We start from the raw sequence: 25875 nt of genomic DNA, 5'->3' as shown, positions 1-25875 counted from the left end.
TTGGCTGTCTTCTGCGTTTCAGGCAACGCGCTTGCGGGATTGGGTCATGAGCTTCATGAGGCTTTCCTGCGTGGCTTCCTCCTTGTCGAGGACGCCCGTGATGGCGCCTTCGAAGATCGTGTAGATCCGGTCCGAGAGGCCGAGCAGCTCGGGGAGCTCGGAGGAGATGACGATGACGCCCTTGCCCTGGTTGGCCAGACGCTGGATGATCCCGTAGATCTCGTACTTCGCGCCGACGTCGATCCCGCGAGTCGGCTCGTCGAGGATGAGCAGTTCGGGGTCAGTGAACATCCACTTCGCGAGAACCACCTTCTGCTGGTTCCCGCCCGAGAGCTTTGCCACGCCCTCGTCCACGCTCGGGGTCTTCGTCCGAAGCGACTTCCGGTACTCCTCCGCGACCTGGTACTCGCGATTCACATCGACGACGAGGCCCTTGGTGATCTTCTTCAGCCCCGCGGAGACCGTCGTCGTCTTGATGTCGTCGAGGAGGTTCAGGCCCAGCGACTTGCGGTCCTCGGTGACGTAGCCGAGGCCCGCATCGATCGCCTGGGCGACCGTGTGCATCTTGACCTCTTTGCCGTGCATGAAGGTCTGGCCCGAGATGAACTTGCCGTACGAGTGGCCGAAGATCGACCGCGCGAGCTCCGTGCGCCCCGCGCCCATGAGACCTGCGAAGCCGACGATCTCGCCCTTCCGGACGAAGAAGTTCGACCCCTTGCACACGAGACGGTCCGGGACGGTCGGATGCTGGACCGTCCAGTCCTTCACCTCGAACAGGACCTCACCGATGTGCGGCGTGTGGTCCGGGAAGCGGGACTCGAGCGTCCGTCCCACCATGCCCTTGATGATCCGGTCCTCGTCCACGCCGTCGGCCTTGACGTCAAGCGTTTCGATCGACTTTCCGTCGCGGATGATCGTGATGGAGTCGGCGACCTGCTCGATCTCGTTGAGCTTGTGCGAAATGATGATCGACGTGATGCCGCGGCCCTTCAGGCCGAGGATCAGATCCAGCAGGTGCTGGGAGTCGCTCTCGTTCAACGCGGCCGTGGGCTCGTCGAGGATGAGGAGCTTGACCGACTTGTTGAGCGCCTTCGCGATCTCGACGAGCTGCTGCTTTCCGACCCCGATCTCCTTGATCGGCGTGTCCGGGTCCTCCGTGAGGCCCACCCGCGCCATGAGGTCGATCGAGCGTCGGCGGGCTTCCTTCCAGTCGATCACCCCGCGCTTGGCTGGCTCGTTGCCGAGGAAGATGTTCTCCATGATCGAGAGCTCGGGGATGAGCGCGAGCTCCTGGTGGATGATCACGATGCCGGCGTGTTCGCTGGCCCGGATGTCCTTGAACTCCTGGACCTCGCCCTGGTAGACGATCTCGCCCGAGTACGTCCCGTGGGGGTACACGCCGGAGAGGACCTTCATCAGCGTCGACTTGCCGGCGCCGTTCTCCCCGCAGATCGCGTGGATCTCGCCCGCCTTGACGCTGAGACTGACATCCGAGAGCGCCTTGACGCCCGGGAACTCCTTCGTGATGGATCGCATCTGCAGGATTACAGGTTCGTTGGCCATATGCCCTTCGCCTCCTGGTCGAACCTCATTGTCCGGCCGTCCGCGAAGGCGGGGCCGTCTGAGGAATGAGTAAACCCTCACGCGCAGGTTGTCGTCAAGCCTTTAACGCAACCGATATGAAAGCGATCAGGAATGATGGGAAATGTCAGCGTGCTGGAATACCAGCGCGGCCGCTCCGAGGACTTCGGCGCGGGAGCCGAGGGCCGACATCGTCACGGTCGTCGATTGGCCGATGAGGGGCACGGCGTGCCGCATGAGCCCCCGCCGGATGGGGTCGAGGAGGATGTCTCCGAGCTCGGCCAGAGGGCCGCCGACGACGATCACCTCAGGGTTGATGAGGTTGGCGACGTTCCCCAGCGAGCGCCCGACGGCGAGGCCGGCGTCGTCGATAACCCGGAGCGTCGCGGCGTCATGGGCCAGAGCGCGGCGCACGATGTCGTCCGGGGTGATTGGTTCCTTCTCGCCCCGGCTCAGGAGCTCGACCATCGTAGTCGTGGAGGCCACCGTTTCGAGGCATCCGCGGTTGCCGCACCGGCACACCAGGCCGTGCTCCACGATCGTGGCGTGCCCGATCTCGCCGGTCACTCCGACGTGGCCGTAGAAGGGCTGGCCGTTGAGGATGAGGCCCGCGCCGATGCCCGAGCCGATCTTGACGAAGACCAGATTCGAGACACTGCTGTGCGGACCCCAGGTCACCTCGCTGAGCGCGCCCAGATTGGCGTCGTTGTCAATGTAGACGGGGAGTTGGAGCACGTCCTCGAGGTGCGAGAGCAGATTGAAGCCGACCCATTCGGGGAGGATGGCACCCTGTGCGACAGAGCCAGTCCTGTGGTCGATCGGGCCCGGAATGCCGGCGCCCACTCCTACGACGTCCCGCCGCGCCACGCCTGCCTGCTCCAGCAGCGAGTCGAGGACGTCGACGGCAGCCGCGATGCCGACGTCGGCCTCGTGGCCCAAGGGGAGCGAGATCGCCTCCTCTGCCAGCACGTCGTACCCGAGGTTCGAGAGGACGAGCCGCAGGTGGCGTCTCCCGAAGTCGATTCCCACAGCCACGGCACTGTTGCTGTTGAGACGCACGCTCAGCGCGCGGCGCCCCGAGCTCGTCGTGGGTTCTGTCGCAACGATTGCCGCGTCCTGCAGCACCCTGACGATGTTCGAGACGGTAGCAGTCGAGAGGCCCGTGGTGCGCGCGAGTTCCGCCTGCGTGGCGGGTCCGGTCATGAGCGCCTCCACGATGCGCTGCTCGTTCAGCCGCCGAAGGGCGGACTGGGAGCCCGGATTGCTGGAGGCGCTCGCCGTCGAGCGCAGGGTGGAGACCATGGGTCACAGCATGGACTGGTGCGCGCTTGTCGTCAAGAAGTGAACGCAAAACCCCCGTTTATGTTAACGTTTCAGTTGCTCGGGAGGCGCACTACTCTGGGGCGCATGCCTGTCATCGACTTCGGGGGCAAGAGCCCCGACATCCATCCCAGCGCCTTCGTTGCCCCGACGGCGAGCATCATAGGAGACGCCCATCTGGGCGAGCGTGCGAGTGCTTTCTACGGCGTGTCCGTGCGGGCTGACAGCGCGACGATCACGGTCGGCGCTGGCAGCAACCTCCAGGACAACGTGGTCCTCCATGCCGACGCGGGCTTCCCGTGCACTCTCGGCTCCGGCGTCTCAGTCGGACACAACGCCGTCGTCCATGGATGCACCGTGGAGGACAACGTCCTCGTCGGCATGAGTGCGACGATCATGAACGGCGCCGTGATCGGTGAGGACTCGCTCGTGGCAGCCGGCGCTGTCGTGCTGGAGGGGACCATCGTCCCACCGCGCTCGCTCGTAGCCGGCGTGCCGGCGAAGGTTCGCCGGGAACTCACTGACGACGAAGTGCAGGGCGTCCACCGGAACGCCGCCCATTACGTGGAGCTCGCGCAGGCCCACCGGGAGGCGACGGCCTCCGCCTGACCTCCCCTTGCGCCGGGTTCCCGTTGCGCCGTCAGGTTTGCGCGGTGGGGTCCCGAAAGGTCATCCATTCGGCCCGTCGTTGGCCAGCAGATCTCATCGGCGATCGCTGCCCTTCTCACCACTTTTTGAGGCGGTCCGGGCACGACCCGCCGGTGATTCGGCTGACTCGCCGTCAGTTGAAAGCTAAAGCTGGTGAGGAAGGAGAGGACCCTGTAAACGTGACGGCGCAACGGGAGGGGACCGCCGCCCCCGGGCCGGGTCAGTCGAAGACGACCGTCTTGGCTCCGTCGAGGAGGACGCGGTGCTCGGCGTGCCACTTCACGGCGCGGCTGAGTGTGCGTCCCTCGACGTCCCGGCCGAGCTGGACGAACTGCTCCGGGGTCTTCGAGTGGTCCACGCGGATGACCTCCTGCTCGATGATGGGGCCCTCGTCGAGATCGGCCGTGACGTAGTGCGCGGTGGCCCCGATGATCTTGACTCCGCGCGCGTGGGCCTGGTGGTAAGGCTTCGCGCCCTTGAAGGACGGCAGGAACGAGTGGTGGATGTTGATCGCCCGGCCCTCGAGAGCGCGGCACAGGTCGTCGGAAAGGATCTGCATGTAGCGGGCGAGCACGACGAGCTCCACGTCGTACTCCTCGACGAGGGCCAGGAGCTTCGCTTCGGCTTCGGCCTTCGTCGCCGAAGTGACGGGCAGGTGCACGAACGGGATGCCGTAGAACTCGGCCATTGGCGCGAGGTCGGTGTGGTTGGAGACGATCACGGGCACGTCGATCGGCAGGGTCCCTGTGCGCTGCTGGAAGAGGAGGTCGTTCAGGGTCCGACCGTCTTTCGAGCACATGATGAGCGTGCGGACTCGCTCGCCCTCGTTGTAGAGGCCGAGCTTCATGTCGAACGCTTGCGCAACCGGAGCGAGCGCGGCCTCGAGCGCGTCGCGCGGCTCGTCCGTCTCGACGGAGACGCGCATGAAGAACGTCCCGGTGTCCCGGCTTTCGTACTGGCGGGATTCGGAGATGTTGCAGCCGGCCTCGAGCAGGGCGCCGGAGACTGCGTGCACGATCCCGGGTCGGTCGGGGCAGGAGAGCGTGACGATGAAGGAGTTGCGTACCACGCCCCTAGGTTATCGGTGCCGGGCTGAGGGTGCGCAGGGCGGCGAGAGCGGCCGCACGTCCGGCCCGCGTCGCGCCGACAGTCGAGGCCGACGCACCGTACCCCACGAGGAAGAGCCGCGGTTCGCGCACGACGCTCACGCCGTCGTCGGCCATGAGGATCCCGCCGCCGGTCTCGCGCAGCTTCAGGGGAGCAAGGTGCCCGAGCGAGGCGCGGAACCCGGTGGCCCACAGGATGGCATCCAGCTCCAGCTCACTGCCGTCCGCGAGCACGGCGCCTTCTGGGGTAAGGCGCGCGAGGGGCCCGCGCGAGACGAGCACGCCCGCCTCGATCCCCGCGCGGTACTGCTGGGTGAGCGGAAGGCCGGTGGCGGCGACAACGCTGAGCGGTGGCAGGCCGGCGCGCGTGCGTTCGTTGACGCGGCGTTCGACGTCGATGCCCCAGTCGGCATCGAACGGCACCGTTGTGAAATCGGGCGCCCGGCGCGTGGACCAGAACGTGGTCGCGCCTGCGGCCTCGAGCTGGAGGAGGAACTGCAGCGCCGACGTGCCGCCGCCGACCACGAGCAGGCGCTGCCCGCGGAACTCGTCGGCCGAGACGAAGTCGTGGGTGTGCAGCTGCCGCCCGCGGAAGAGCTCTTGTCCGGGGTAGTGCGGCCAATGCGGGCGGTCCCAAGTCCCCGTCGCATTGATGACTGTGTCAGCGAGCCAAGACCGGCCGTCGGCCGCGCGGACGAGGAGGGCGTCGCCGTCGTCCGTTCGTGACACCGCGGTGACCCTCGCGGGACGGATGATGGGCAGCTCGAAGGTGCGCTCGTACTTGTCGTAGTAGCGGCTGACGACGGCGGAGCTCGGCTCGGCGGGGTCGGGAGCCTCGAGCGGGAGGCCGGGGAGAGGGTGGAGGCCATGGGCGGCGTCGAACGTGAGCGAGTCCCACCGGTGACGCCACGCGCCGCCTGGACCGTCGTTGCCGTCGAGGACCACGAAGCCCATCGACGGCGTGAGCCCCCGGCGCTGGAGCCAATAGGCCGCGCTGAGACCCGCCTGTCCGGCTCCGATCACCACCGTCTTGAGACGCTCCACGGGGGTCCTTCCTGCATCGATTTCCTGACACGTCAACTATCGGCGTAACCAAGAAGGCCTCTCGACTGTTCCCGCAGCCAGCGCGGTAGACTGGGCGGGCCGCGACTGGCGTTGGGTGGGTCACCACCGGGGAGCGGCGAACGGGACATCGCGGGTCGTACGCCTGGGCCATGCGGTTGAGCACTTCCGCGTCGTCACGCCCGGCCACGAGAGTTCCGGCCGCAGCATGACGGCCGGTAGCCTGACCAGTAGCACTCCGAGCCCAACCCAGGAGATCCCGTGACCACCGCGAATCCCACTGTGTCCTCCGTCAGCAACCTCCCCCTTGCGGACGTCGATCCCGAGATTGCCGCCGTCCTCGATCAGGAGCTGGGCCGCCAGCGCGGCACGCTCGAGATGATCGCGTCCGAGAACTTCGCGCCCCGCGCCGTCATGGAGGCGCAGGGTTCCGTCTTGACCAACAAGTACGCCGAGGGCTACCCCGGCCGCCGCTACTACGGCGGCTGCGAGTACGTGGACATCGCCGAGAACCTGGCGATCAGCCGCGTCAAGGAGCTCTTCGGTGCCGAGTTCGCGAACGTTCAGCCGCACTCCGGCGCACAGGCGAACGCCGCGGCGCTCTCCGCCCTCATCAACCCGGGCGACAAGATCCTCGGCCTCTCGCTCGCCCACGGCGGTCACCTGACCCACGGGATGAAGCTCAACTTCTCGGGCAAGCTGTACCAAGTCGCGGCGTACCAGGTCGAAGAGGACACGTTCCGGGTCGACATGGACAAGCTCCGCGAGCAGGCCCTCGCCGAGCGCCCGCAGGTGATCATTGCCGGTTGGTCCGCGTACCCGCGTCATCTGGACTTCGCCGCCTTCCGCTCGATCGCGGACGAGGTCGGCGCCTACCTGTGGACGGACATGGCTCACTTCGCCGGCCTCGTCGCCGCTGGCCTGCACCCGAGCCCGGTGCCGCACTCGCACGTGGTCACTTCGACCGTGCACAAGACCCTCGCGGGCCCGCGCTCCGGCGTGATCCTGGCCAAGGAGGAGTTCGGCAAGAAGCTCAACTCGAACGTCTTCCCCGGCCAGCAGGGCGGCCCGCTCATGCACGTCATTGCGGCGAAGGCCGTCGCGTTCAAGATCGCGGGCTCGGATGAGTTCAAGGAGCGCCAGGAGCGCGTCCTCGAGGGCGCGCGGATCATCGCTGACCGCCTCAACCAGCAGGACGTCGCCGAGGCCGGCGTCTCGGTGCTCACTGGCGGCACGGACGTGCACCTCGTGCTCGTCGACCTCCGCAACTCCCAGCTCGACGGCCAGCAGGCCGAGGACCTCCTCCACGAGGTGGGCATCACGGTGAACCGCAACGCGGTCCCGTTCGACCCCCGCCCGCCAATGGTCACCTCCGGCCTCCGCATCGGCACCCCTGCCCTCGCGACGCGCGGGTTCGGCGCGAACGAGTTCACAGAGGTTGCGGACATCATCGCGACCGCGCTCAAGGGCGGCGCTGATCTTGCGGCCCTGCGCGGCCGCGTCGACAAGCTCGCGGCCGACTTCCCGCTGTACCCGGGCCACGAGGAGTGGTGAGCGCCTCGATGACGTCCCGCACCTCGAGCAAGGCAGTGGTCCTTGACGGAAAGGCCGCCTCGGCGGCGATCAAGGCCGAGCTGAGGGAGCGAATCGCGGCCCTCAAGGAGAAGGGCATCACCCCCGGGATCGCGACCGTGCTCGTGGGCGCGGACCCAGCCTCGCAGCTCTACGTCGGCATGAAGCACAAGCAGTCCGTCGCGATCGGGATGAACTCGATCCAGAAGGAGCTGCCCGCTGACGCCACGCAGGAGCAGGTCGAGGCTCTCATCGACGAGCTCAACGCGGATCCGACGTGTCACGGGTACATCGTGCAGCTGCCGCTGCCCAAGCACCTCGACACCGACGCGATCCTCGAGCGCATCGATCCGGCCAAGGACGCGGACGGGTTGCACCCGACCAATCTGGGCCGGCTCGTGTTGAACGTGAACAAGCGGATTGAGACGCCGCTGCCCTGCACGCCTCGCGGAGTCATCGAGCTCCTGCTGCGCAACGACTACGACCTCAAGGGCAAGCACGTCGTCGTCGTCGGGCGGGGAGTGACGATCGGCCGGTCGATTCCGCTCCTGCTTACGCGCCGCGACATCAACGCGACCGTGACGATCACGCACACTGGAACGCGGGACCTCTCCGACCATCTGCGTCAGGCGGACGTGATCGTGGCCGCCGCGGGTGTCAAGCACATCGTCAAGCCGGAGGACGTCAAGCCTGGCGCCGCCGTGCTCGACGTCGGGGTGACCCGCGAGGACGATCCCGAGGGCGGCAAGCCGAAGGTCTATGGCGATGTCCACCCGGACGTCGCGCAGGTCGCGGGCTACCTCTCGCCGAACCCCGGGGGAGTGGGCCCCATGACGGTAGCCCTGCTCATGACGAACGTCGTCGAGGCCGCTGAGCGGGTCGCCGCCGGCGCCTGAACGCCCATCTCCGCCCACCCGCGTCGACTGCTCCATAACTGTCGTTTTCGGGCGCCATAACGACAGTTGTGGAGCAGTCGTTTTTGGAGTTACTTGAGCTGGCCCCGGATCTCGCCTCCGGGGAACGTTGGCGTGTGGACGTTGACATAGTAGGCGCCGGGGTCCGTGGAGATCGCCGACAGGAGCGCCGCACTGACCGTCTTGCAGCCGCTGACCGTCCATGATGTCCCCGAGCCCACCGCGAGCGGAATCACGACCGGGCCAGCGACATTGCGAGGCGCAACGTGGATGTGTGCGGCCACGGCCGAAGCGGAGAGATTGCGGGCCTGAAGCGTGAAGCAGAGTTGGCTGCCGCTGATCGTGTAGGTGAAGAAGCCCGAGGCGCCGGTGTTCGATCCGGTGGTCTCTTGACCAACATTGAGCGGAATTGCGGGAACGCCTCCCGAGTTGGCCAATGCGGCGGGTGTGCCCGCGAGAGTGAGGGCGGCGACGGCGGCGGCAATCGCCTTCGAGCGCGCGGAGAGAAGAGCCATAGCGTCCTCCTTGTTCGGGTGTGACGGCGATCACAGTACGCTCGGCATCGCACGCCGACAATGCGCTAAGCAACGTGACACAAGAGAGGACGACGTCGGCACCCACGCGGGTGCCGACGTCGTCCTCTGCTGTGGGCTGGCTAGACCTGTGCAGGTGCCGTCGCCGGGGCCGCTTGTGGTCCGAAGACCGTGGCGCCGGTGGCCTGCTCGGCCTCGTGATCGGGGCCCAGCGGGATGCCTCGCCGGTCGCGGAGGCAGAGGACGGCAGCGATCGATACGACCGTGACGATCAGCAGGTAGGTCGAGATCGAAGCGGTCGAGCCGGTGGCCTGGAGAAGGGCCTGGGCGATGGTCGGGGCGAACGCGCCGCCCAGGATCGCGCCGATCGCGTAGGAGATCGAGACGCCGGAGAACCGGACCGACGCGGGGAAGATCTCCGAGTACCAGGCGGCCTGGGGGCCGTAGGTGAGGCCCAGACCGATCGAGAACAGGATCAGCCCGACGTACAGCCCGCCCAGGGTTCCCGTGTTGACGAAGAAGAACAGGGGGAACACCATGAGGCCCTGCAGCACGAAGCCGATGAGATAGGTCTTCTTCCGGCCTATGGTGTCGGCCAGGATTCCAGAGACCCACGTGGCCACGAACCACATGGCGGCACCGACCGTCGTTGCGACGAGCACGGCTGTGGCGTCCATCTTGAGCTTGCCCGTCGCGTAGCCCTGGATGAAGCCGCCGGTGGTCATGTAGCCGGCCGCGTTGTTGCCCACGAAGACGAGTGCGGCGAGGATCACGAGGTGCCAGTGTTTGCGGAAGAGCTGGACGATCGGAACCTTCACCTGCCGTCCGCGTTCGGCGAGCTCGGCGAACACGGGGCTCTCCTCAACCGCACGGCGGACGAAGAAGCCGATCACGATCAGCACGACGCTCAGGAGGAACGGCACGCGCCAGCCCCACTCGAGGAACGCCTTGCCGGGGGAGATGACGCCGGTCATGAGTGCCATCACGCCCGAGGCGATGAGCATGCCGAGGGGCACGCCGAGCTGGGGGAACGAGCCCGCACGCCCGCGGCGCTTCGCGGGTGCGTGCTCGACGGCCATGAGGACCGCGCCACCCCATTCGCCACCCGCGGAGATGCCCTGGATGATCCGGAGCACGAGCAGGAGGATGGGGGCTCCCATGCCGATCTGGCTGTAGGTCGGCAGCGCGCCGATCAGGGTGGTCGCACCGCCCATGAGGATGAGCGTCAGGACGAGCATGGCGCGGCGGCCGATCAGGTCCCCGAAGTGGCCCGCGAGGAACGCGCCGAGGGGGCGGAACAGGAAGCTGATGCCCACGGTGGCGAACGAGAGCAGGAGGGCGATGTTCTCGCCCGCCGGCTTGAAGAAGAGCTCGGCGAACACGAGGGCTGCGCCCGTGGCGTAGATGAAGTAGTCGTACCACTCGATGGTGGTGCCGATGATGGTGGCCAGCGCGACGCGGCGCTGGGTCGTGGCGGCGGATGCGGCGCCGGGATTGTTCATCTCTGTCCTTGCATGAAACGGCATCAGCTCTGATGCCTCACTGGACGGCTTGTGGCCGCGAGGGGATGGGCGCTCCGCGCCAAGCACGCGGCGAGCCGTTGAAAAGTGAGGGATACCACTATCGTGGCTGCCCAACTTCCGGTTGTAAACTTCAGAAAAGCGGCAAGCTAATTCAGTTTCGCTTATATGTCTTACGGAGGGCGCAGGGGAGAATGGCAGACATCACACTCCGCCAGCTGGAGCTGTTCACGGCGCTCGTGGACGTCTCGACTCTCAGTGAGGCGGCCGAGCGCCTGCACATCTCCGAGTCCGCGCTCTCCCAGGCCATCACCGCCCTGGAGAGGGCCGTGGGGGAGCAGCTGTGCGTGCGCAGGAAGGGGCGCGGGCTGCAGCTCACACCGGCGGGACAGCACTTCGCCTCCCGCTCCCTGGGCATCCTGCGCAGCGCCCGGGACCTGGTCCTCGCGCCCCGGCACGGCGAGGCGCTTCGCGGCCCGGTCAACCTCGGGTGCTTCGCAAGCTTTGCGACGAGCGTGATCCCCGAGATCCTCGACCGGTTCCCGCAGCGTCACCCGGGTGTCACGGTGGACGTCACGGTTGGGACCCACGACGACTTCCTCCCCGCCCTCGAGTCCGGCCGGCTCGACGTCGCGATCGTGTACGACATGCTCCTGCCCGTCGGCTACGCCCAGCGGGAGATCTACGCGACCGAGCTCGAGGCGGTCCTCCACCCGGACCATCCGCTCGCGCAGGACGATGCCGTGGACCTCGCGGAGCTCGCCGACGAACCGCTCATCATGTACGAATCGAGCCCCAGCACCATGAACACCCACGAGGCCTTCGCCTCGCGAGGCCTGCGGCCCCGCGTCGTGGCGAGCGTCCCGCAGGTGATCCTCGTCCAGGCCCTCGTGGGCCGCGGCGTGGGGTACGGCCTGCTCATGTCCCGCCCGAACAGCGCGCCCGTGAGCGTCGAGGGCCTCCCGCTCGCCGTGCGGCCCCTGCGGCCCCCGGCCACCCGGACACACGTCGTGGCGATCTGGCCAGAGGACATGACGCTCACGCCTCGGGCTGCGGCCCTCGTGGACTTCGCCGTCGAGGCGTTGGGCGACCGTCACGCGGGCACCGGAGCCGCGCGCGAGTAGGCCTTGAGATCGAACGCGAGGTCGGCAGCCTCGTCGGGGGACAGTGCGGCCCCCGCCGCCAGCAGCCGCCGGGCCGCGAGGTGATCCGCTGGGCTGTTCACGGACTCGACGCTCACGAGCTCGCCGTCGTCGAACGCGAAGACCGAGAACTTGCCCGACGCCGGGTCTCCTCGCAGTACCGTCGACACGCCCGGTCTGGAGAGGCCGGCGATCTGCAGTTTGACCTTCCCCTGATGGCTCCAGAACCACGGGAGCTCGGCATAGGGCCCCGGATCCTGCCCCAGGAGGACGGCCGCGGCATGCCGTGCGTGGTCGGTCGCGTTCTGCACCGATTCGAGCCGCATACGGCGCCCCGCGTGGAGGCTCGGGAAGCTCGCGCAGTCGCCAATCGCGAAGATCGCCGAGTCCGAGGTGCGCAGCGAGCCGTCGACGGCAATGCCGCCGTCGCCCTCGATGGCCACACCGGCCTCGGCCGCGAGGGCCGAGGCCGGGGTGACGCCGACGCCGACGACGACCAGGTCCGCGGGCAGCGTCCGGCCCGAGGTCAGGACGACGGCGGCAACCCGGCCCGCGTCGTCGTCCCCGCCTGAGAGCGCGGCGACTCCCTCGGAGAGCTCGAAGCGCACGCCGTCGAGTTCTTGGCGTTCGGTGAGGTACGCGGATACGGCTGGGGTGACGGATCGGCGCAGAGGTCGCGCCGTCGGCGAGACGACGGTGACGTCGAGCCCCCTGGCCCGCGCCCCCGCAGCGAACTCGAGGCCGATGAAGCCCGCGCCCACCACGACCACCTGGCGGGCCGACTCGAGCCCGCCGGAAGCGTCCCTGGCGTCGTCGAGTGTGCGCAGCCGGTGGACGCCGGCGAGGTGCTCCCCGGGGATGCCCAGCCCGCGGCTGTCGGCGCCGGTGGCGAGCACGAGCGCGTCGTACGTCATCCAGTCGCCGGCGCTCGTCCGGACCCGCTGGCCCGAGCGGTCGATGGCGACGGCGGAGACTCCCCACCGCGCACCGACTCCGACGTCCTCGAAGAATGACTCGCCGCGCAGCCGCAGCGGCTCGGCGTCGCGGCCGCCCACCACGAAGTCCTTGGAGAGGGGAGGCCGCTGATACGGTCGCTCGGACTCCCGGGAGAGGAGCGTGAGCCGTCCGCGGTACCCGCCGGCGCGCAGCGAGTCGACGAGCTGGACTCCCGCCTGGCCCGCGCCGACCACGACAACGTGGCCGGGCGCCTTGTCCTGTCCGGTCATCGCGTCACACCTGGCCCGCGGGAACCTCGACCACGAGCGAGGCGCGCGGGCCGCACGAGATCTGGCAGCCCAGCCGGCTCCGCTCGGGATCCCGCGGAGCGGACGTGCACTCGAGCATCTCGTCCTCCTCGTCATTGATCTCGGGCAGCCCCTCGAGCGAATTGGGGCTCACGTAGACGTGGCATGTGGCGCACATCGCCTGGCCGCCGCATTCGCCGACGATGCCCGGCACCCCCGCGTTGACGGCCGCGCGCATGACCGAGGTCTCGGGGGACGCGTCGAGGGTGAGCTCCGCACCGTCGGGCTGGATGTAGGTGATGGTGGGCATGGTTCTCCTTCAGGTGTGGGCGGCGTTCAGTTCCAGGCGACGGGCAGCTCGAGCATTCCGCGGAACACCCAGCCGCCCTCCCGCGCGGGCCGATCGGTCAGCCGGAGTCCCGGGAGGCCCGCGAAGAGCTTCGGAAGGGCGACTTGCGCGACCGAGGTGCGGGCGACCCACGTGCCGGCGCAGAAGTGGGCACCGCCGCCGAACGCGAGGTGCGGCTTCTTCTCGCGATTGATGTCGAAGGCCTCGGGGTTCTCGAACTGCTCGGGGTCCCGGTTGGCGGCCCCGAGGACCACGCCGAGCCGTGCGCCTGCGGGCAGCGTCGCCCCGCCGATTTCGACCTCGCGGGTTGTCTGACGCGGGTACATGCCGATCGGCGCAACCCACCGCACTGCCTCTTCGAACGCCGTGGCCCACAGTGCGGGCTCGGCGAGGACCTGGGCCAGCTGGTCCGAGTGGGACAGCAACGCCCACACCGCCGTCCCGAGGACGTCCCGCGGTTCGTTGAGCCCGCCGCCGATTGTCATCTTCATGTTGGCCCGGATGGCCTCGATCGGCATGCCGGCATTGACGACGGCGGAGAGCAGGCTCGCGTCAGGCTCCGCCTTGAGCACGGGGACGAGTTCGTCGATGGCTGCGTCCACCTCAGCGCTTGAGGCGGCGGCCTTGGCCCAGACTTCGGGATCGTCCGCATAGTTGCCCGTCCCATCGATCATGGTCTGGGACCAGCGCTGCAGGTCCTCTTGCGCCGCATTGCGGAAGCCCATGATCTCGCGGAGGTTCTCCGCAGCGAAGGGGGCCGCGAAACCGAGGTGGAGGTCAGCGCCCGGGCCCTTCGCCCGGAACTCCTCGAGGTACTTCTCGGCGTTCTTCTCGAAGGCCGCCGTCCAGGTCTCCTTGATCGCCTTCGGGCGCAGCACGGGTCCGTAGGCCGCGCGGTCGGTCTGATGGTCGGGGTCGTCCTTGCGCAGCATGGAGTGCCCCATGGACCGCTTCATGAGCGAGCCCTCTTCGTTTGCGGAGAACGTCTCGGCGTCCTGCTCGATCCGGTGGCAGGCCTCGAAGCTCGTCACCAGGTAACGGCCCACGGCGGGCACCCATGCAACAGGGGATTCCTCCCGCAGCCTGCGGTAGATCGGGTAAGGGTTCTCGTAGAGGTCCTCGATGCGGACCCACTCGGCCGTGGGTGCTGTTGTCTCTGCTTCTGCCGCGGTCATCCCGCACTCCCTTTGTCGCTGTTGCTGGCCTCCCCATGAGTGTGGGCTGGGACATATAGTCAGGTAAAGTTCAAATAAGGTGTGGGATAAGCAAGAAAAACTGGAGAGGCAAGGAATGGACGACGTCGTCCGCGCACCGAGCAGATTCACCCTCCGCCAGCTGAGCTACTTGATCGGCGTCGCGGACACGGGCTCGATCAGCGCGGCCTCCGCGCGCCTTCACGTGACGCAGACCGCGGTCGGCGCCGCGCTCAACGATCTCGAGCGGGCGCTCGGCACCCAACTCCTCGTCCGCCGTCGCGCTCATGGGGCGCTGCTCACGCCCGCGGGCCAGTATGTGTGCGACCGCGCCCGGACGCTCCTGGGCGAGGCCGCAGACCTCGAACTCTCAGCGCGGGACGCTGGGAAAGCGCTCCGCGGCCCCGTCGCGCTCGGCTGTTATTCGACCCTTGCCGTCACCCTCATCCCGCCGATCCTCCAAGGCTTCGGAGAGCGGCACCCGGAGGTCGAGCTCGACTTTGTCGCCGACCAACAGGTTCCGCTCGAGCGGAGGCTCCTCGAGGGCGAACTCGACGCGGCGCTCATCTACGACATGAACCTCCCCATGGGCCTCGCCGCACGGACGCTCTACGAGTCCCGCGTCTACGTGCTGCTGCCCGCCTCACACCCGCTCGCCACCGGCGATCCCGTGGACCTCGCGGCGCTCGCCGAAGAACCGCTCGTCTTCCTCGACCTCCATCCGAGCGGCGAGCACACCATGGCCGTGTTCCGGGCGGCCGGTGTCGAGCCGCGGATCCGCTACCGGACCACCGACTTCGAGTTGACGCGCTCCCTCGTGGGCCGAGGGCTCGGCTATGGGCTGCTGGTGCAGCGACCGAGACGGAGCGAGACGTACGAGGGGCTTCCCGTCGTTGCCGCAGAGATCACCCCTCCGCCTGCGCCCGTCCGCATCCTGCTGGCCTGGTCCGCGGCGTTCGCCCCACGCGCCGCGCACAGGCCCTGATGGATTTCGCCGCCGACCTTTTCGCGCCGCCGTCCCAGCAACCGGAAGTGCCGCACTCACTCTGAAAGAAGCGTTGCACAAACCCTTCCCGTGCCGCGCCCCGTCGGATAGTGTGCGGTGAGTGTCGCAGGAAGCACCAGGCCGTGCCAAGGGAACTGCCGTGGCCGGTGCTCGCACGGTTCGGCCGCCAGTGATCAGTGCTCGGAATCTCGTCAAGACGTACGGAGACGTCAACGCCGTCGACGGCATCAGCTTCGAAGTGCCGGCGGGGGAGTCGTTCGGCCTGCTCGGGCCCAACGGCGCTGGCAAGTCGACCACCATGAGGATGATCGGCGGCGTGACCCAGAGGACCAGCGGCGAGCTGAGCATCATGGGCCTCGACCCGGAGAAGCAGGGCCCGGAAGTGCGGGCGCACCTCGGCGTGGTCCCGCAGCAGGACAATCTCGACGAGGAGCTCCGCGTCCGGGACAACCTCATCGTCTATGGCCGGTACTTCGGCCTCTCGCACTCCTACCTCGCACAGAGGGCGGACGAGCTCCTCGACTTCGCGCAGCTGGCGGAGAAGGCGAAGGCACGCGTCGATTCGCTCTCCGGCGGCATGAAGCGGCGGCTGACGATCGCCCGCTCGCTCATCAACGATCCGCGGATCCTCCTTCTCGACGAGCCGACCACAGGTCTCGACCCCCAGGCCCGCCACGTCCTCTGGGACCGCCTGTTCCGGCTCAAGGAGCAGGGCGTGACGCTCGTGCTCACGACCCACTACATGGATGAGGCGGAGCAGCTGTGCGACCGGCTCATCGTCGTGGACAAGGGCAAGATCATGGCGGAGGGGTCGCCGTCTGCGCTCATCCGCGAGCATTCGAGCCGTGAGGTGCTCGAGGTTCGCTTTGGGACGGACCGGAATGCCGCCGTCGCCCCTCAGCTCGACGGCGTGGGGGAGCGCATCGAGGTGCTGCCCGATCGGGTCCTCGTCTACACGGACAACGGCGAGGCCTCACTCGAGCAGATTCGCGCGCGCCAGCTCCACCCGATCACTTCGCTCGTGCGGCGGGCCTCGCTCGAGGACGTGTTCCTGCGCCTCACCGGACGGTCCCTCATTGACTGAGACCCAGCCGCGTCTTCAGGCCCATTCCCCGGAAGCCTCCGCGGCCAAGGCCAGGCGGTGGGGCTCGTTCTACTTCATGGAGCACATGCTGCGCAGCATGCGCGCCTACGCAGTGACCATCGTGGTGACGAGCGTGGGGAATCCCCTCCTGTACCTCTTCTCCATGGGGGTCGGGCTCGCGTCCATCGTGGACCGCAGCCCTTCCGCCCATTTCGCCGGCGTCGGCTACCTCGCGTACGCCGCCCCCGCGCTCCTCGTCTCCAGCGCGGTCATGACCTGCGCGAACGAGATGATGTTCCCTGTCATGGACGGCTTCAAGTGGCGACGGGTCTACTACGGTCCCCACGTGACTCCGCTCGTGCCGGGGCAGCTCGCCGCGGGGCACGTCATGGCCGTGGGTGTCCGGCTCCTCGTCCAGTGCCTCGTGTTCTTCCTCATCATGCTTGCGTTCGGGGCCGTCCGGAGCCCGGCTTCGTGGCTCGTGGTGCCGATCGGAGTCCTCGCGGGCATGGCCTTCGGGACACCCCTCATGGCGTATGCGGCGAGGATCGAGAAGGAGAACTTCCAGTTCTCCATGATCCAGCGGTTCATCGTGATGCCGCTGTTCCTGTTCTCGGGGACGTTCTATCCGCTCGAGACCATGCCTCCGGCCATGCAGTGGATCGGGTGGATCTCCCCCCTGTGGCATGGGAATCAGCTTGGACGCCTCGCTACCATCGGCCTCATGGAGCCCGTCTGGCTCGTCGCCGTGCACGTCCTCTATCTTGTGGCGCTCGGCCTATTCGGCATCGGCTGGGCCCGTCGCAACTACGCGAGGCGGATGGCGGCATGAAGGCGCTGACCGAGGAGAACCCTGACGGCGACTACATCCTCTCCGCCGACCGACGCCCTCTGAGTGCGCTCTACGCACGCAATGCCCGCTCGGTGATCGAACGCGGCTTCCGCGTCATCAAGAGCCAGAACTGGGTCATTCTGATCTCCGGCTTCTTCGAGCCGGTCTTCTACCTGCTGTCCCTCGGCATCGGGCTCGGAGGGCTCGTAGGCGCCGTCGCAGGTCCGGGCGGAGCCCCGATCAGCTACGCCGCCTACATCGCCCCTGCCCTGCTCGCCGTCTCCGCGATGAACGGGGCGATCTACGACTCGACGTGGAACATCTTCTTCAAGATGCATTTCGGCAAGCTCTACCAGAGCATGCTCTACACGTCCCTCGGGCCGTTCGACATCGCCGTCGGCGAGATCTTCATGGCCCTCTTCCGCGGCTTTCTCTACGCGCTGGGGTTCACCGGGGTCATGGGCCTCATGGGGCTCATCACCACGCCGTGGGCCCTCCTGCTCGTCCCCACGTCAGTGATGGTGGCGTTCGGCTTCGCGAGCTTCGGGATGGCGATCACGAGCTACATGAAGACCTTCCAGCAGATGGACATCATCACGTTCGTCATGCTGCCGATGTTCCTGTTCTCGGCCACTTTCTACCCCCTCAGCGTCTACCCCGAGCCCGTTCAGTGGGTCATCCAGGCCCTTCCCCTCTGGCACGGGGTCGAGCTCATGCGCGAGATCAGCATCGGCGTGTTCAGCGCGGCGACGTGGATCCACCTCGCGTACTACGTGGTGATGATCCTCATTGGGCTCGCCTTCACGACGCGGCGCCTGCGGGCGCTGTTCCTCCGGTAGCCTGCCGCGAGCCGCGGCACCCACGGTCTGGGAGAATGGCTCCATGCAGTCAATCGGCTCCCAGAACCCTGCCCCGGCGCGCTCGGGCATCCGCATCGGCGCGCTCGGGCTGTCCGTCCTCGTCCTCGCCTTCCTCATTGCCGTGATCTTCGCCGCGAATCGGAACGAGGTCATCGGCTGGATCGTCGCGGTGATCTCGCTGGGCTGGCTCGTGTTCGCGATCTTCGTGTTCGTGTCGGTGCGCAACGCCGGCCGCCGGGCCCAGGCCAAGTTCGAGGAAGCGGCTCAGCGCCTGGGCGGCAGGGCCCCGGCGATGACGGGCGCCACCCCGGGGGAAGCCCGCACCGTCGACGACGTCCGCGACCTCAAGCTCGACCATTCCTTCAAGATCATCCAGGTCCAGGAGCGCGTGGTCCGCGAGAACCTCGGCAAGGACGCCGAGCAGGTTGTCCGCGCTCTCGAGACGATCCAGATCACCGCGTCCAACGCCCGGGACATGCTGCGTCCCGACGGAGGGGAGCCGGTCACCGGAACCATCGTGGACGAAGGGTAGAGTATCTGGGTGACCCTCGAAGCTGCTATGACGACTTCCTCGTATGCGCCCAAGGGTGGAGCGCTGCGCATCGCCACAGTGAACGTCAACGGGCTCCGCGCCGCCTGGCGCAAGGGCATGCCGGAGTGGCTTGAGCCGCGCGATCTGGACATCCTGTGCATGCAGGAGGTGCGCGCGCCCGACGACGTGGTCAACGAGTACTTCGACGGCTGGCATGTGCTGCACGCGGAGGCTGACGCGAAGGGGCGCGCCGGAGTGGCGATTGCCTCCCGGCAGGAACCGACCGCGACCCGCGTGGGCATCGGCGACGACTACTTCGCGACGGCCGGCCGCTGGGTCGAGGCCGATTTCGCGCTCCCGAGCGGCAAGCAGCTGACCGTGGTGAGCGCCTATGTGCACTCGGGCGAGGTGGACACACCGAAGCAGGTGGACAAGTACCGCTTCCTCGACGTGATGCTCAAGCGGCTTCCCGAACTGACAGAGCTGAGCGACTTCGCCCTGGTGGTGGGAGACCTCAACGTGGGCCACACCCCGCTCGACATTCGGAACTGGAAGTCGAACCAGAAGCGCGCGGGCTTCCTGCCCGAGGAGCGGGCTTACTTCGACCGCTTCTTCGGCGAGGAGATCGGCTGGAAGGACGTGCACCGGGAGCTCTCCGGCCAGGTCGATGGGCCGTATACCTGGTGGTCCCAGCGCGGCCGCGCCTTCGACAACGATGCCGGTTGGCGCATCGACTACCACATGGCGACGGCGGGACTCGCCGCGGCGGCGAGGAACGCCGTCGTCGATCGCGCCACCGCGTGGGACACCCGGTTCTCAGACCATGCACCGCTTGTCATCGACTACCAGCTCTAGACCCGGAAGAAACGCCCACCCATGACCACTGACTCCACGTCTGCCGTGACCGCTCCCACAGGTCGCCAGCGCCTCGTGTCCGGAATGCAGCCCTCCGGCGACTCGCTGCACCTTGGGAACTACCTCGGCGCCCTCGTGAACATGGTGAAGCAGCAGGACGAGTACGACTGCTTCTACTTCATCCCCGACCTGCACGCGATCACCGTTCCGCAGGACCCCGCTGAGCTGCGTGAGCGCACGCGCCTCACGGCCGCACAGTTCATCGCTGCCGGCATCGATCCGGAGCGGTCGACGCTGTACGTGCAATCGCACGTGCCTGAGCACGCTCAGCTCGCGTGGGTCCTGAACTGCCTCACCGGCTTCGGCGAAGCCTCGCGGATGACGCAGTTCAAGGACAAGATGGCTCGCCAGGGCCAGGATGCGGCCAGTGCAGGGCTCTTCACGTACCCAATGCTCATGGCGGCAGACATCCTGCTCTATAAGCCCTACGGCGTGCCGGTTGGCGAGGATCAGCGCCAGCATCTCGAGCTCGCCCGGACTCTTGCGCACCGCTTCAACACCCGCTTCGGAGACACGTTCGTGGTGCCGGAGGCGCTCATCCCGCCGGTCGCAGCGAAGATCTACGATCTGCAGAATCCGGTGTCCAAGATGTCGAAGTCCGCGGATTCGCCGAATGGCCTCATCAACATCCTCGACGACCCCAAGGTGACGTCGAAGCGCATCAAGTCGGCGGTTACGGATGCCGAGACCGAGATCCGGTTCGACCGCGAGGCGAAGCCGGGCGTCTCGAACCTCCTGACGATCATCTCCACGATCACGGGCCGCAGCATCGACGACCTCGTGGCGTCCTACGAAGGCAAGATGTACGGGCACCTCAAGGCGGACGTCGCGCAGACGGTCGTGGACGCCGTCGCGCCGATCAAGGCTCGCACCGAGGAGCTCCTCGAAGACCCGGCAGAACTGGACCGGCTTCTGGCGGTCGGCGCTGGGAAGGCGCGGGAGATCGCGGCCGAGACCCTCGCCGAGGTCTATCGAAAGGTGGGATTCCTTCCCGCCATGGCCCCGGCCGCTGCATCCGTCTGAGGCAATGACGGACCGATTCGACGATCACGTCGCCGAGGGAGACGGCAACGCCCCCCTCGTGGGCGTCATCCTGGGTTTCCCGGACGACGTCGCGGCGGAGCTGCGCAAGTGGCGCGCGTCCTTCGGGGATCCGATGGCGGAGTCGATTCCGGCCCACATCACCCTCGTGACCACGACCGAGGCCCATGATTGGGAGGCGGCCGTCGAGCACGTCCGCAGCGTGGCGGCGCGGCAGTCGCCGTTCCGCGTGACGATCTCCGGGACGGGTTCGTTCCGCCCGGTCTCAGAGGTCGTCTACCTGAACGTGGCCGAGGGCTTCGAGGCGTGCGTCAAACTGCACGCCGAACTTCAGCAGGGTCCCCTCGAGCGTGAGCTCCCGTTCCCGTACCATCCGCACGTCACGGTGGCCCATGACGTCGACCCCGAGCGCCTCGACGAGGCCGAACTCGCCCTCAAGAACTACAGCACCTCTTTCACAGTGGCTAGCATGGGGCTCTATGAGCACGATTCCGACGGCCTCTGGCAACTCCGGGAAGAGCTCGACTTCGGGGGAGAGGCGCCGGGCGGCTCTTGACCGCTCGCGGTCGGGTCAGCCCCTCCCCACCGAACTGGAGCAGCTCAAGCTCGCTGCTCTGAAGGCGCGACAGGCGTGGGGCCGGGCAAAGCTCGACGGCGTCGGCGCGCCCAAGCGGTATCTTGCCCTTGTGCAGTGGGTGGTCGCCCAGACAAGCACGTGGCGTCCTATTCGGACGTTCCAGCTCTACGGCCTGCGCTACGGACCGCTGCTGAGCGCCGGCATCGGCTTCAACATGTTCTTCTCGGTCGCAGGCCTCCTGACCACCGGATTCTCCGTGGCTGGGCTTGTGCTCGCAGGCCAGCCGGAGCTGGTCGACAAGATCGTGCAGCTCGTGGCGCAGTCGGCGCCGGGGCTCCTCAAGGTGGACGGCCACGACGGGCTCGCCGATCCCCACGCGCTTCTGAACCCGTCCGGGTTGGGGCTCACGGCGATCATCGCCGCCATCGTGACCGTGCTGACCTCCCTCGGGTGGATCAGCAGCATCCGTGACGGCCTCCGGGGCGTCGTCGACGAACGCCCCCTGCAGGTCAACCCGGTGCTCATGCGTCTGCGGGACACCGGCACCCTTCTGCTCCTGGGGATCGTCCTGGTGCTCACCTCCGGCGTCAGCATCCTGTTCACGGGCGCTGTCGGCTTTATCGCGGACCTCCTGAGCCTCGATCAAGCTGTTGTGGCCCCGGTCAGCTGGCTCATCGGCATCGTCGTTCCGCTCCTGCTGAACTGGGCCACTGCGCTGATCCTGTTCCGCCTCGCTGCGGGGCTCTCGCTCTCCCGCCGTGCCCTGCTCGAGAGCACGGCGATCGCCGGCGCGGGCACCACGATCCTCCAGCTCTTCAGCAGCCAACTCCTCGCCCGAGCCGGCGCGAATCCACTCCTGGCGTCCTTCGCCGTCATCATCGGTCTGCTCATCTGGTTCAACCTCGTGAGCCAGGTCTATCTCGTCTCCGGCGCGTGGGCCGCCATCCGCGAGGCCGACGGCGCTGCCCTCCCCGAGCGCAAGACCGCTCCCTTCGGCTCCTCCCGCCCTGCGCGCAGGCCTTCGAGGCCTCTCGCCCACCGGGGCTGAGGCGGGACAGGAAAGGGGGCGCCGCTGCAATCTGCAGCAGCGCCCCCTTTGCCGTGAGGCCCCGAGTGCGGCCAGCAAGGCTAGAAGCCCGTAAGGCTAGAACTGGCGGGCCAGGATGGCCTGCTTGACCTCCGAGATGGCCTTGGTGACCTGGATGCCGCGCGGGCAGGCCTCGGAGCAGTTGAAGATCGTGCGGCAGCGCCACACGCCTTCCTTGTCGTTGAGGATCTCAAGGCGCATGTCACCGGCATCGTCGCGCGAGTCGAAGATGAAGCGGTGCGCGTTGACGATCGCCGCCGGGCCGAAGTACTGGCCGTCGGTCCAGAACACGGGGCACGACGACGTGCACGCGGCGCAGAGGATGCACTTCGTGGTGTCGTCGAAGCGCTCGCGATCCTCGGGGGACTGGAGGCGCTCCTTCGTGGGCTCGTGGCCCTTGGCCACGAGGAACGGCATAATCTCGCGGTAGGACTGGAAGAACGGCTCCATGTCCACGATGAGGTCCTTCTCCACCGGCAGGCCCTTGATGGGCTCGACCGTGATGGGCTTGGACGTGTCGAGGTCCTTCAGCAGCGTCTTGCAGGCGAGACGGTTGCGGCCGTTGATCCGCATGGCATCGGAGCCGCACACGCCGTGCGCGCACGACCGGCGGAACGAGAGGGACCCGTCGTGCTCCCACTTGACCTTGTGCAGGGCGTCCAGCACGCGGTCCGTGCCATACATGGTGAGCTTGAACTCGTCCCAGTGGGACTCTTCCGAGACCTCGGGGTTGTAGCGGCGCACCCGGAGCGTGATGTCGAAGGTCGGGATCTCGCCCCCGCCGCCGACGCTCGCGGGCAGCTCGACCTTCGAGGCTGGCTCTGCAGTTGACGCGGTCATCAGTACTTACGCTCCATCGGCTCGTAACGGGTGAAGACAACCGGCTTCGTACCGAAGCGGATGCCCTTGACGCCCTCGGTCTCCGCCGCGGGGTCCCTGTAGAGCATCGAGTGCTTCATGAAGTTGGCGTCGTCGCGGTCGGGGAAGTCCTCGCGGTAGTGGCCGCCTCGCGACTCCTTGCGGTGGAGGGCAGCAACCGTCATGACCTCGGCAAGATCCAGGAGGAAGCCGAGCTCGACGGCCTCGAGGAGGTCGAGGTTGAAGCGCTTGCCCTTGTCCTGGATTCCGATGTTCCGGTAGCGCTCGCGCAGGGCTGCGATGTCTGCAAGGGCCTTGGCGATGGAGTCCTTGGTCCGGAACACCTGCATGTTCGCGTCCATGGTCTCCTGCAGGTCGGCCCGGATCGAGGCGATCCGCTCGTTGCCCGCAGAGTTGCGGACGGCGCTCAGGAGCGCCTCCGTCTCCGCAGCCGGGTTCTCGGGGAGTTCCACGAACTCGGCCGTCTTGGCGTACTCGGCGGCCGCGATGCCCGAGCGCTTTCCGAACACGTTGATGTCGAGAAGCGAATTCGTGCCCAGGCGGTTCGAGCCGTGAACGGACACGCAGGCAACCTCGCCGGCCGCGTAGAGGCCCGGCACCACGGTCTCGTTGTCCTGGAGGACCTCACCCTTGATGTTGGTCGGGACGCCGCCCATCACGTAGTGCGCCGTGGGGTACACGGGAACGGGCTCGGTGTAGGGCTCCACGCCCAGGTACGTCCGCGCGAACTCGGTGATGTCCGGCAGCTTCGCATCGATGTGCGCGGGCTCGAGGTGGGTCAGGTCAAGGAGCACGTAGTCCTTGTTCGGGCCGGCTCCGCGGCCCTCGCGCACCTCGTTGGCCATGGAACGGGCCACGATATCGCGAGGAGCGAGGTCCTTGATGGTCGGCGCGTAGCGCTCCATGAAGCGCTCGCCCTCCGAGTTCCGGAGGATGGCACCCTCGCCTCGGGCCGCCTCGGAAAGGAGGATGCCGAGTCCGGCGAGGCCCGTCGGGTGGAACTGGATGAACTCCATGTCCTCGAGCGGGATGCCGCGGCGGAACGCGATGCCCATGCCATCACCGGTCAGGGTGTGGGCGTTGGAGGTGGTCTTGAAGACCTTGCCGGCGCCGCCCGTGGCGAAGACGATGGCCTTGGCCTGGAAGACGTGGATCTCGCCGGACGCGAGGTCGTAGCTCACCACGCCTGCGGCGCGCTTCTGCTTGAACGGCGTGCCGTCCTCGCGCACTGCGTCCTCCTCGACCATGAGGAGGTCCAGCACGTAGTACTCGTTGTAGAACTCGACGTTGTGCTTGACGCAGTTCTGGTAGAGCGTCTGCAGGATCATGTGGCCCGTGCGGTCCGCGGCGTAGCATGCGCGACGGACCGGAGCCTTGCCGTGGTCACGCGTGTGGCCGCCGAAGCGACGCTGGTCGATGCGGCCCTCCGGCGTGCGGTTGAAGGGCAGGCCCATCTTCTCGAGGTCGAGGACGGCGTCGATCGCCTCCTTCGCCATGACCTCGGCGGCGTCCTGGTCGACGAGATAGTCGCCGCCCTTGACCGTGTCGAAGGTGTGCCATTCCCAGTTGTCCTCCTCGACGTTGGCGAGGGCGGCACACATGCCGCCCTGGGCCGCGCCGGTGTGGGAGCGGGTGGGGTACAGCTTGGTCAGTACAGCGGTGCGGGCGCGCTGGCCGGACTCGATGGCCGCGCGCATGCCGGCGCCACCGGCGCCGACGATCACCACGTCATACTTGTGGACCTGCATACTGGGTGCTTCTCTCTCTCGCGCAAGTCTGCGGCACCGCTCGCTGGGGCGCCGCCTGGAATGCTGCTACGGCTTGGGGCAGAAGTCGGCGCCCGTGCGGACGCCGTTGATCACCGGGCACGGGTCGAACGTGAAGATGACCAGCGTGCCGAGGATGACGATCGCGGTAGCCGCGGCGTAGAGCACCACGAGGAGCCAGAAGCGAACCGTGTCGCGATCGGCGTAGTCGTTCACGATGGTCCGGACGCCGTTGGTGCCGTGGAGCATGGCGAGCCAGAGCATCGCGAGGTCCCACCACTGCCAGAAGGGGCTGGCCCACTTGCCGGCGACGAAGCCGAAGTCGATGGCGTGGACGCCATTCCCGACCATGAGGTTGACGAACAGGTGGCCGAAGATCAGGACCACGAGGACGATGCCGGAGAGGCGCATGAAGAGCCATGCGGCCATCTCGAAGCCGCCCTTGGTGCCGCCGCCGTGGCGCGTGTACTTCGGGGCGACCCGGCCGGTCTCCGAGCTGCTGCGCGGGAAGCGGATGTCAGGAGTGGTGCTCATGGCGGTCAGCCTCCGAACACGATCGAGAGTTGGCGGATGGCGAAGGCCACGAACACGACGGCCCAGACCACGAGGACGGTCCACAGCATCTGCCGCTGGTACTTCGGGCCGCTCTTCCAGAAGTCGACGGCAATGATTCGAAGGCCGTTGAACGCGTGGAAGAGGATGGCCGCGACGAGGGCAGTCTCGCCGAGCCCCATGATCGGGTTCTTGTACTCGCCGATCACGGCGTTGTAGGCGTCAGGGGACACACGCACCAATGAGGTGTCCAGCACATGCACCAACAAGAAGAAGAAGATCACGACACCGGTGATTCGGTGCCCGACCCAGGACCACATGCCTTCACGGCCGCGGTACAGGGTGCCAGCTGGTTTTGTCGGCACTGATAAACCTCCCTGCGAGCACCGATGCCGGCGCTCACCCGCGTTGCGGCGGCGAGGGCATCGAGTGCAGAAGGCGTCCGTCTCGGCTGGCGGACGCATACTCTGTCGAGCTCCAGCCTAAATCTAGGCTTCGCCCAGAGCTTATTCAATTTGCTCAGCCCCTCGGATGCCGCAGAGTGGCAATTATCACAGGGC

Annotated in this window: 26 protein-coding genes and 1 riboswitch; of the genes, 13 read left to right on the top strand and 13 right to left on the bottom strand. The window is 67.4% G+C overall.

Annotated features, from left to right (window positions below):
- Positions 1-18: 18 nt before the first annotated feature.
- Together mmsA and E5679_RS09560 are read right to left on the bottom strand one after the other, a co-directional pair.
- The gene (gene mmsA / locus E5679_RS09565) at positions 19-1563 is read right to left on the bottom strand and encodes a multiple monosaccharide ABC transporter ATP-binding protein (protein WP_138415155.1); all 1545 of its coding nucleotides are present in this window, start codon (positions 1561-1563) and stop codon (positions 19-21) included.
- 126 nt (positions 1564-1689) lie between these two features.
- A complete protein-coding gene (locus tag E5679_RS09560) occupies positions 1690-2883 on the bottom strand; it encodes an ROK family transcriptional regulator (RefSeq protein ID WP_138415153.1) in 1194 nt (397 codons plus the stop codon).
- 105 nt (positions 2884-2988) lie between these two features.
- Between E5679_RS09560 and E5679_RS09555 the strand changes: the two genes are divergently transcribed.
- Positions 2989-3510, top strand: a complete 522-nt coding sequence (locus E5679_RS09555; RefSeq protein WP_138415151.1) for a gamma carbonic anhydrase family protein — start codon at positions 2989-2991, stop codon at positions 3508-3510.
- Positions 3511-3769: 259 nt separating this feature from the next.
- Here E5679_RS09555 and purU read toward each other — a convergent pair whose 3' ends face one another.
- The gene (gene purU / locus E5679_RS09550; protein WP_138415149.1) at positions 3770-4618 is read right to left on the bottom strand and encodes a formyltetrahydrofolate deformylase; all 849 of its coding nucleotides are present in this window, start codon (positions 4616-4618) and stop codon (positions 3770-3772) included.
- 4 nt (positions 4619-4622) lie between these two features.
- Complete coding sequence (locus tag E5679_RS09545; protein WP_249336043.1) at positions 4623-5699, bottom strand: NAD(P)-binding domain-containing protein; 1077 nt, start codon at positions 5697-5699, stop codon at positions 4623-4625.
- Positions 5700-5790: 91 nt separating this feature from the next.
- Positions 5791-5875: riboswitch (ZMP/ZTP riboswitch) on the top strand.
- Positions 5876-5978: 103 nt separating this feature from the next.
- Between E5679_RS09545 and glyA the strand changes: the two genes are divergently transcribed.
- Both glyA and E5679_RS09535 read left to right on the top strand, forming a co-directional pair.
- Complete coding sequence (glyA, locus tag E5679_RS09540) at positions 5979-7271, top strand: serine hydroxymethyltransferase (protein ID WP_138415147.1); 1293 nt, start codon at positions 5979-5981, stop codon at positions 7269-7271.
- 8 nt (positions 7272-7279) lie between these two features.
- Complete coding sequence (locus E5679_RS09535) at positions 7280-8185, top strand: bifunctional methylenetetrahydrofolate dehydrogenase/methenyltetrahydrofolate cyclohydrolase (protein ID WP_138415245.1); 906 nt, start codon at positions 7280-7282, stop codon at positions 8183-8185.
- 89 nt (positions 8186-8274) lie between these two features.
- On the opposite strand, the gene E5679_RS09530 is transcribed toward E5679_RS09535, so the two are convergent.
- Entirely contained in the window at positions 8275-8718 is a 444-nt protein-coding gene (locus E5679_RS09530; protein ID WP_138415144.1) for a CHRD domain-containing protein, read from the bottom strand.
- 140 nt (positions 8719-8858) lie between these two features.
- A complete protein-coding gene (locus E5679_RS09525; RefSeq protein ID WP_138415142.1) occupies positions 8859-10238 on the bottom strand; it encodes an MFS transporter in 1380 nt (459 codons plus the stop codon).
- A 212-nt stretch (positions 10239-10450) separates the two neighbouring features.
- On the opposite strand from E5679_RS09525, the gene E5679_RS09520 reads away from it, so the two are divergent.
- The gene (locus E5679_RS09520; RefSeq protein ID WP_138415140.1) at positions 10451-11380 is read left to right on the top strand and encodes a LysR family transcriptional regulator; all 930 of its coding nucleotides are present in this window, start codon (positions 10451-10453) and stop codon (positions 11378-11380) included.
- On the opposite strand, the gene E5679_RS09515 is transcribed toward E5679_RS09520, so the two are convergent.
- From E5679_RS09515 to E5679_RS09505, 3 genes are read right to left on the bottom strand one after another with little or no spacing between them, the layout of a single operon-like run.
- The gene (locus tag E5679_RS09515) at positions 11350-12624 is read right to left on the bottom strand and encodes an NAD(P)/FAD-dependent oxidoreductase (RefSeq protein WP_138415138.1); all 1275 of its coding nucleotides are present in this window, start codon (positions 12622-12624) and stop codon (positions 11350-11352) included. The genes E5679_RS09520 and E5679_RS09515 overlap by 31 nt on opposite strands.
- Positions 12625-12628: 4 nt before the next feature.
- On the bottom strand, positions 12629-12952 hold the full coding sequence (locus E5679_RS09510; RefSeq protein ID WP_138415136.1) for a 2Fe-2S iron-sulfur cluster-binding protein: 324 nt from the start codon (positions 12950-12952) through the stop codon (positions 12629-12631).
- A gap of 26 nt (positions 12953-12978) precedes the next feature.
- A complete protein-coding gene (locus E5679_RS09505) occupies positions 12979-14166 on the bottom strand; it encodes a cytochrome P450 (protein ID WP_138415134.1) in 1188 nt (395 codons plus the stop codon).
- Positions 14167-14281: 115 nt separating this feature from the next.
- Here E5679_RS09505 and E5679_RS09500 point away from each other — a divergent pair, with 115 nt between their 5' ends.
- The 9 genes from E5679_RS09500 to E5679_RS09460 all read left to right on the top strand — a co-directional run bounded on the left by E5679_RS09500 (position 14282) and on the right by E5679_RS09460 (position 22079).
- Positions 14282-15169, top strand: a complete 888-nt coding sequence (locus tag E5679_RS09500; protein ID WP_212746919.1) for a LysR substrate-binding domain-containing protein — start codon at positions 14282-14284, stop codon at positions 15167-15169.
- 160 nt (positions 15170-15329) lie between these two features.
- Entirely contained in the window at positions 15330-16274 is a 945-nt protein-coding gene (locus E5679_RS09495) for an ABC transporter ATP-binding protein (protein WP_138415241.1), read from the top strand.
- The gene (locus E5679_RS09490; protein WP_249336042.1) at positions 16267-17106 is read left to right on the top strand and encodes an ABC transporter permease; all 840 of its coding nucleotides are present in this window, start codon (positions 16267-16269) and stop codon (positions 17104-17106) included. The genes E5679_RS09495 and E5679_RS09490 overlap by 8 nt, the downstream gene beginning before the upstream one ends.
- Positions 17103-17945, top strand: a complete 843-nt coding sequence (locus E5679_RS09485; RefSeq protein ID WP_138415132.1) for an ABC transporter permease — start codon at positions 17103-17105, stop codon at positions 17943-17945. The genes E5679_RS09490 and E5679_RS09485 overlap by 4 nt, the downstream gene beginning before the upstream one ends.
- Before the next feature lie 43 nt (positions 17946-17988).
- Entirely contained in the window at positions 17989-18498 is a 510-nt protein-coding gene (locus E5679_RS09480; protein WP_138415130.1) for a hypothetical protein, read from the top strand.
- A 27-nt stretch (positions 18499-18525) separates the two neighbouring features.
- A complete protein-coding gene (locus tag E5679_RS09475; RefSeq protein ID WP_138415239.1) occupies positions 18526-19353 on the top strand; it encodes an exodeoxyribonuclease III in 828 nt (275 codons plus the stop codon).
- A 21-nt stretch (positions 19354-19374) separates the two neighbouring features.
- On the top strand, positions 19375-20436 hold the full coding sequence (trpS, locus tag E5679_RS09470) for a tryptophan--tRNA ligase (protein WP_138415128.1): 1062 nt from the start codon (positions 19375-19377) through the stop codon (positions 20434-20436).
- Between the two features lie 4 nt (positions 20437-20440).
- The gene (locus E5679_RS09465; protein WP_138415126.1) at positions 20441-21010 is read left to right on the top strand and encodes a 2'-5' RNA ligase family protein; all 570 of its coding nucleotides are present in this window, start codon (positions 20441-20443) and stop codon (positions 21008-21010) included.
- Positions 20934-22079 carry a YihY/virulence factor BrkB family protein gene (locus E5679_RS09460; protein WP_138415124.1) on the top strand — a complete coding sequence of 382 codons (1146 nt, stop codon included), beginning with the start codon at positions 20934-20936 and terminating at the stop codon, positions 22077-22079. Before E5679_RS09465 ends, E5679_RS09460 begins: the two co-directional genes overlap by 77 nt.
- 96 nt (positions 22080-22175) lie before the next feature.
- Here the strand turns inward: E5679_RS09460 and E5679_RS09455 are convergent, their stop codons facing one another.
- The 4 genes from E5679_RS09455 to sdhC all read right to left on the bottom strand — a co-directional run bounded on the left by E5679_RS09455 (position 22176) and on the right by sdhC (position 25680).
- Positions 22176-22958 (bottom strand): succinate dehydrogenase iron-sulfur subunit, encoded by a 783-nt coding sequence (locus tag E5679_RS09455; protein ID WP_138415122.1) that lies wholly within the window; start codon positions 22956-22958, stop codon positions 22176-22178.
- Entirely contained in the window at positions 22958-24745 is a 1788-nt protein-coding gene (sdhA, locus tag E5679_RS09450; protein WP_138415120.1) for a succinate dehydrogenase flavoprotein subunit, read from the bottom strand. The genes E5679_RS09455 and sdhA overlap by 1 nt, the downstream gene beginning before the upstream one ends.
- Positions 24746-24811: 66 nt before the next feature.
- Positions 24812-25297 carry a succinate dehydrogenase hydrophobic membrane anchor subunit gene (locus tag E5679_RS09445; RefSeq protein WP_138415118.1) on the bottom strand — a complete coding sequence of 162 codons (486 nt, stop codon included), beginning with the start codon at positions 25295-25297 and terminating at the stop codon, positions 24812-24814.
- Between the two features lie 5 nt (positions 25298-25302).
- Positions 25303-25680: a succinate dehydrogenase, cytochrome b556 subunit gene (gene sdhC, locus E5679_RS09440; RefSeq protein WP_138415116.1), complete on the bottom strand. Its 378-nt coding sequence runs from the start codon at positions 25678-25680 to the stop codon at positions 25303-25305.
- Positions 25681-25875 lie beyond the last annotated feature (195 nt).

Origin of the sequence: Sinomonas gamaensis, from assembly GCF_005876955.1 — a bacterium.
GTDB lineage: Bacteria > Actinomycetota > Actinomycetes > Actinomycetales > Micrococcaceae > Sinomonas > Sinomonas gamaensis.
Note: the sequence above shows the minus strand (reverse complement) of the source record. Positions and strands in the feature narration are given on the sequence as shown.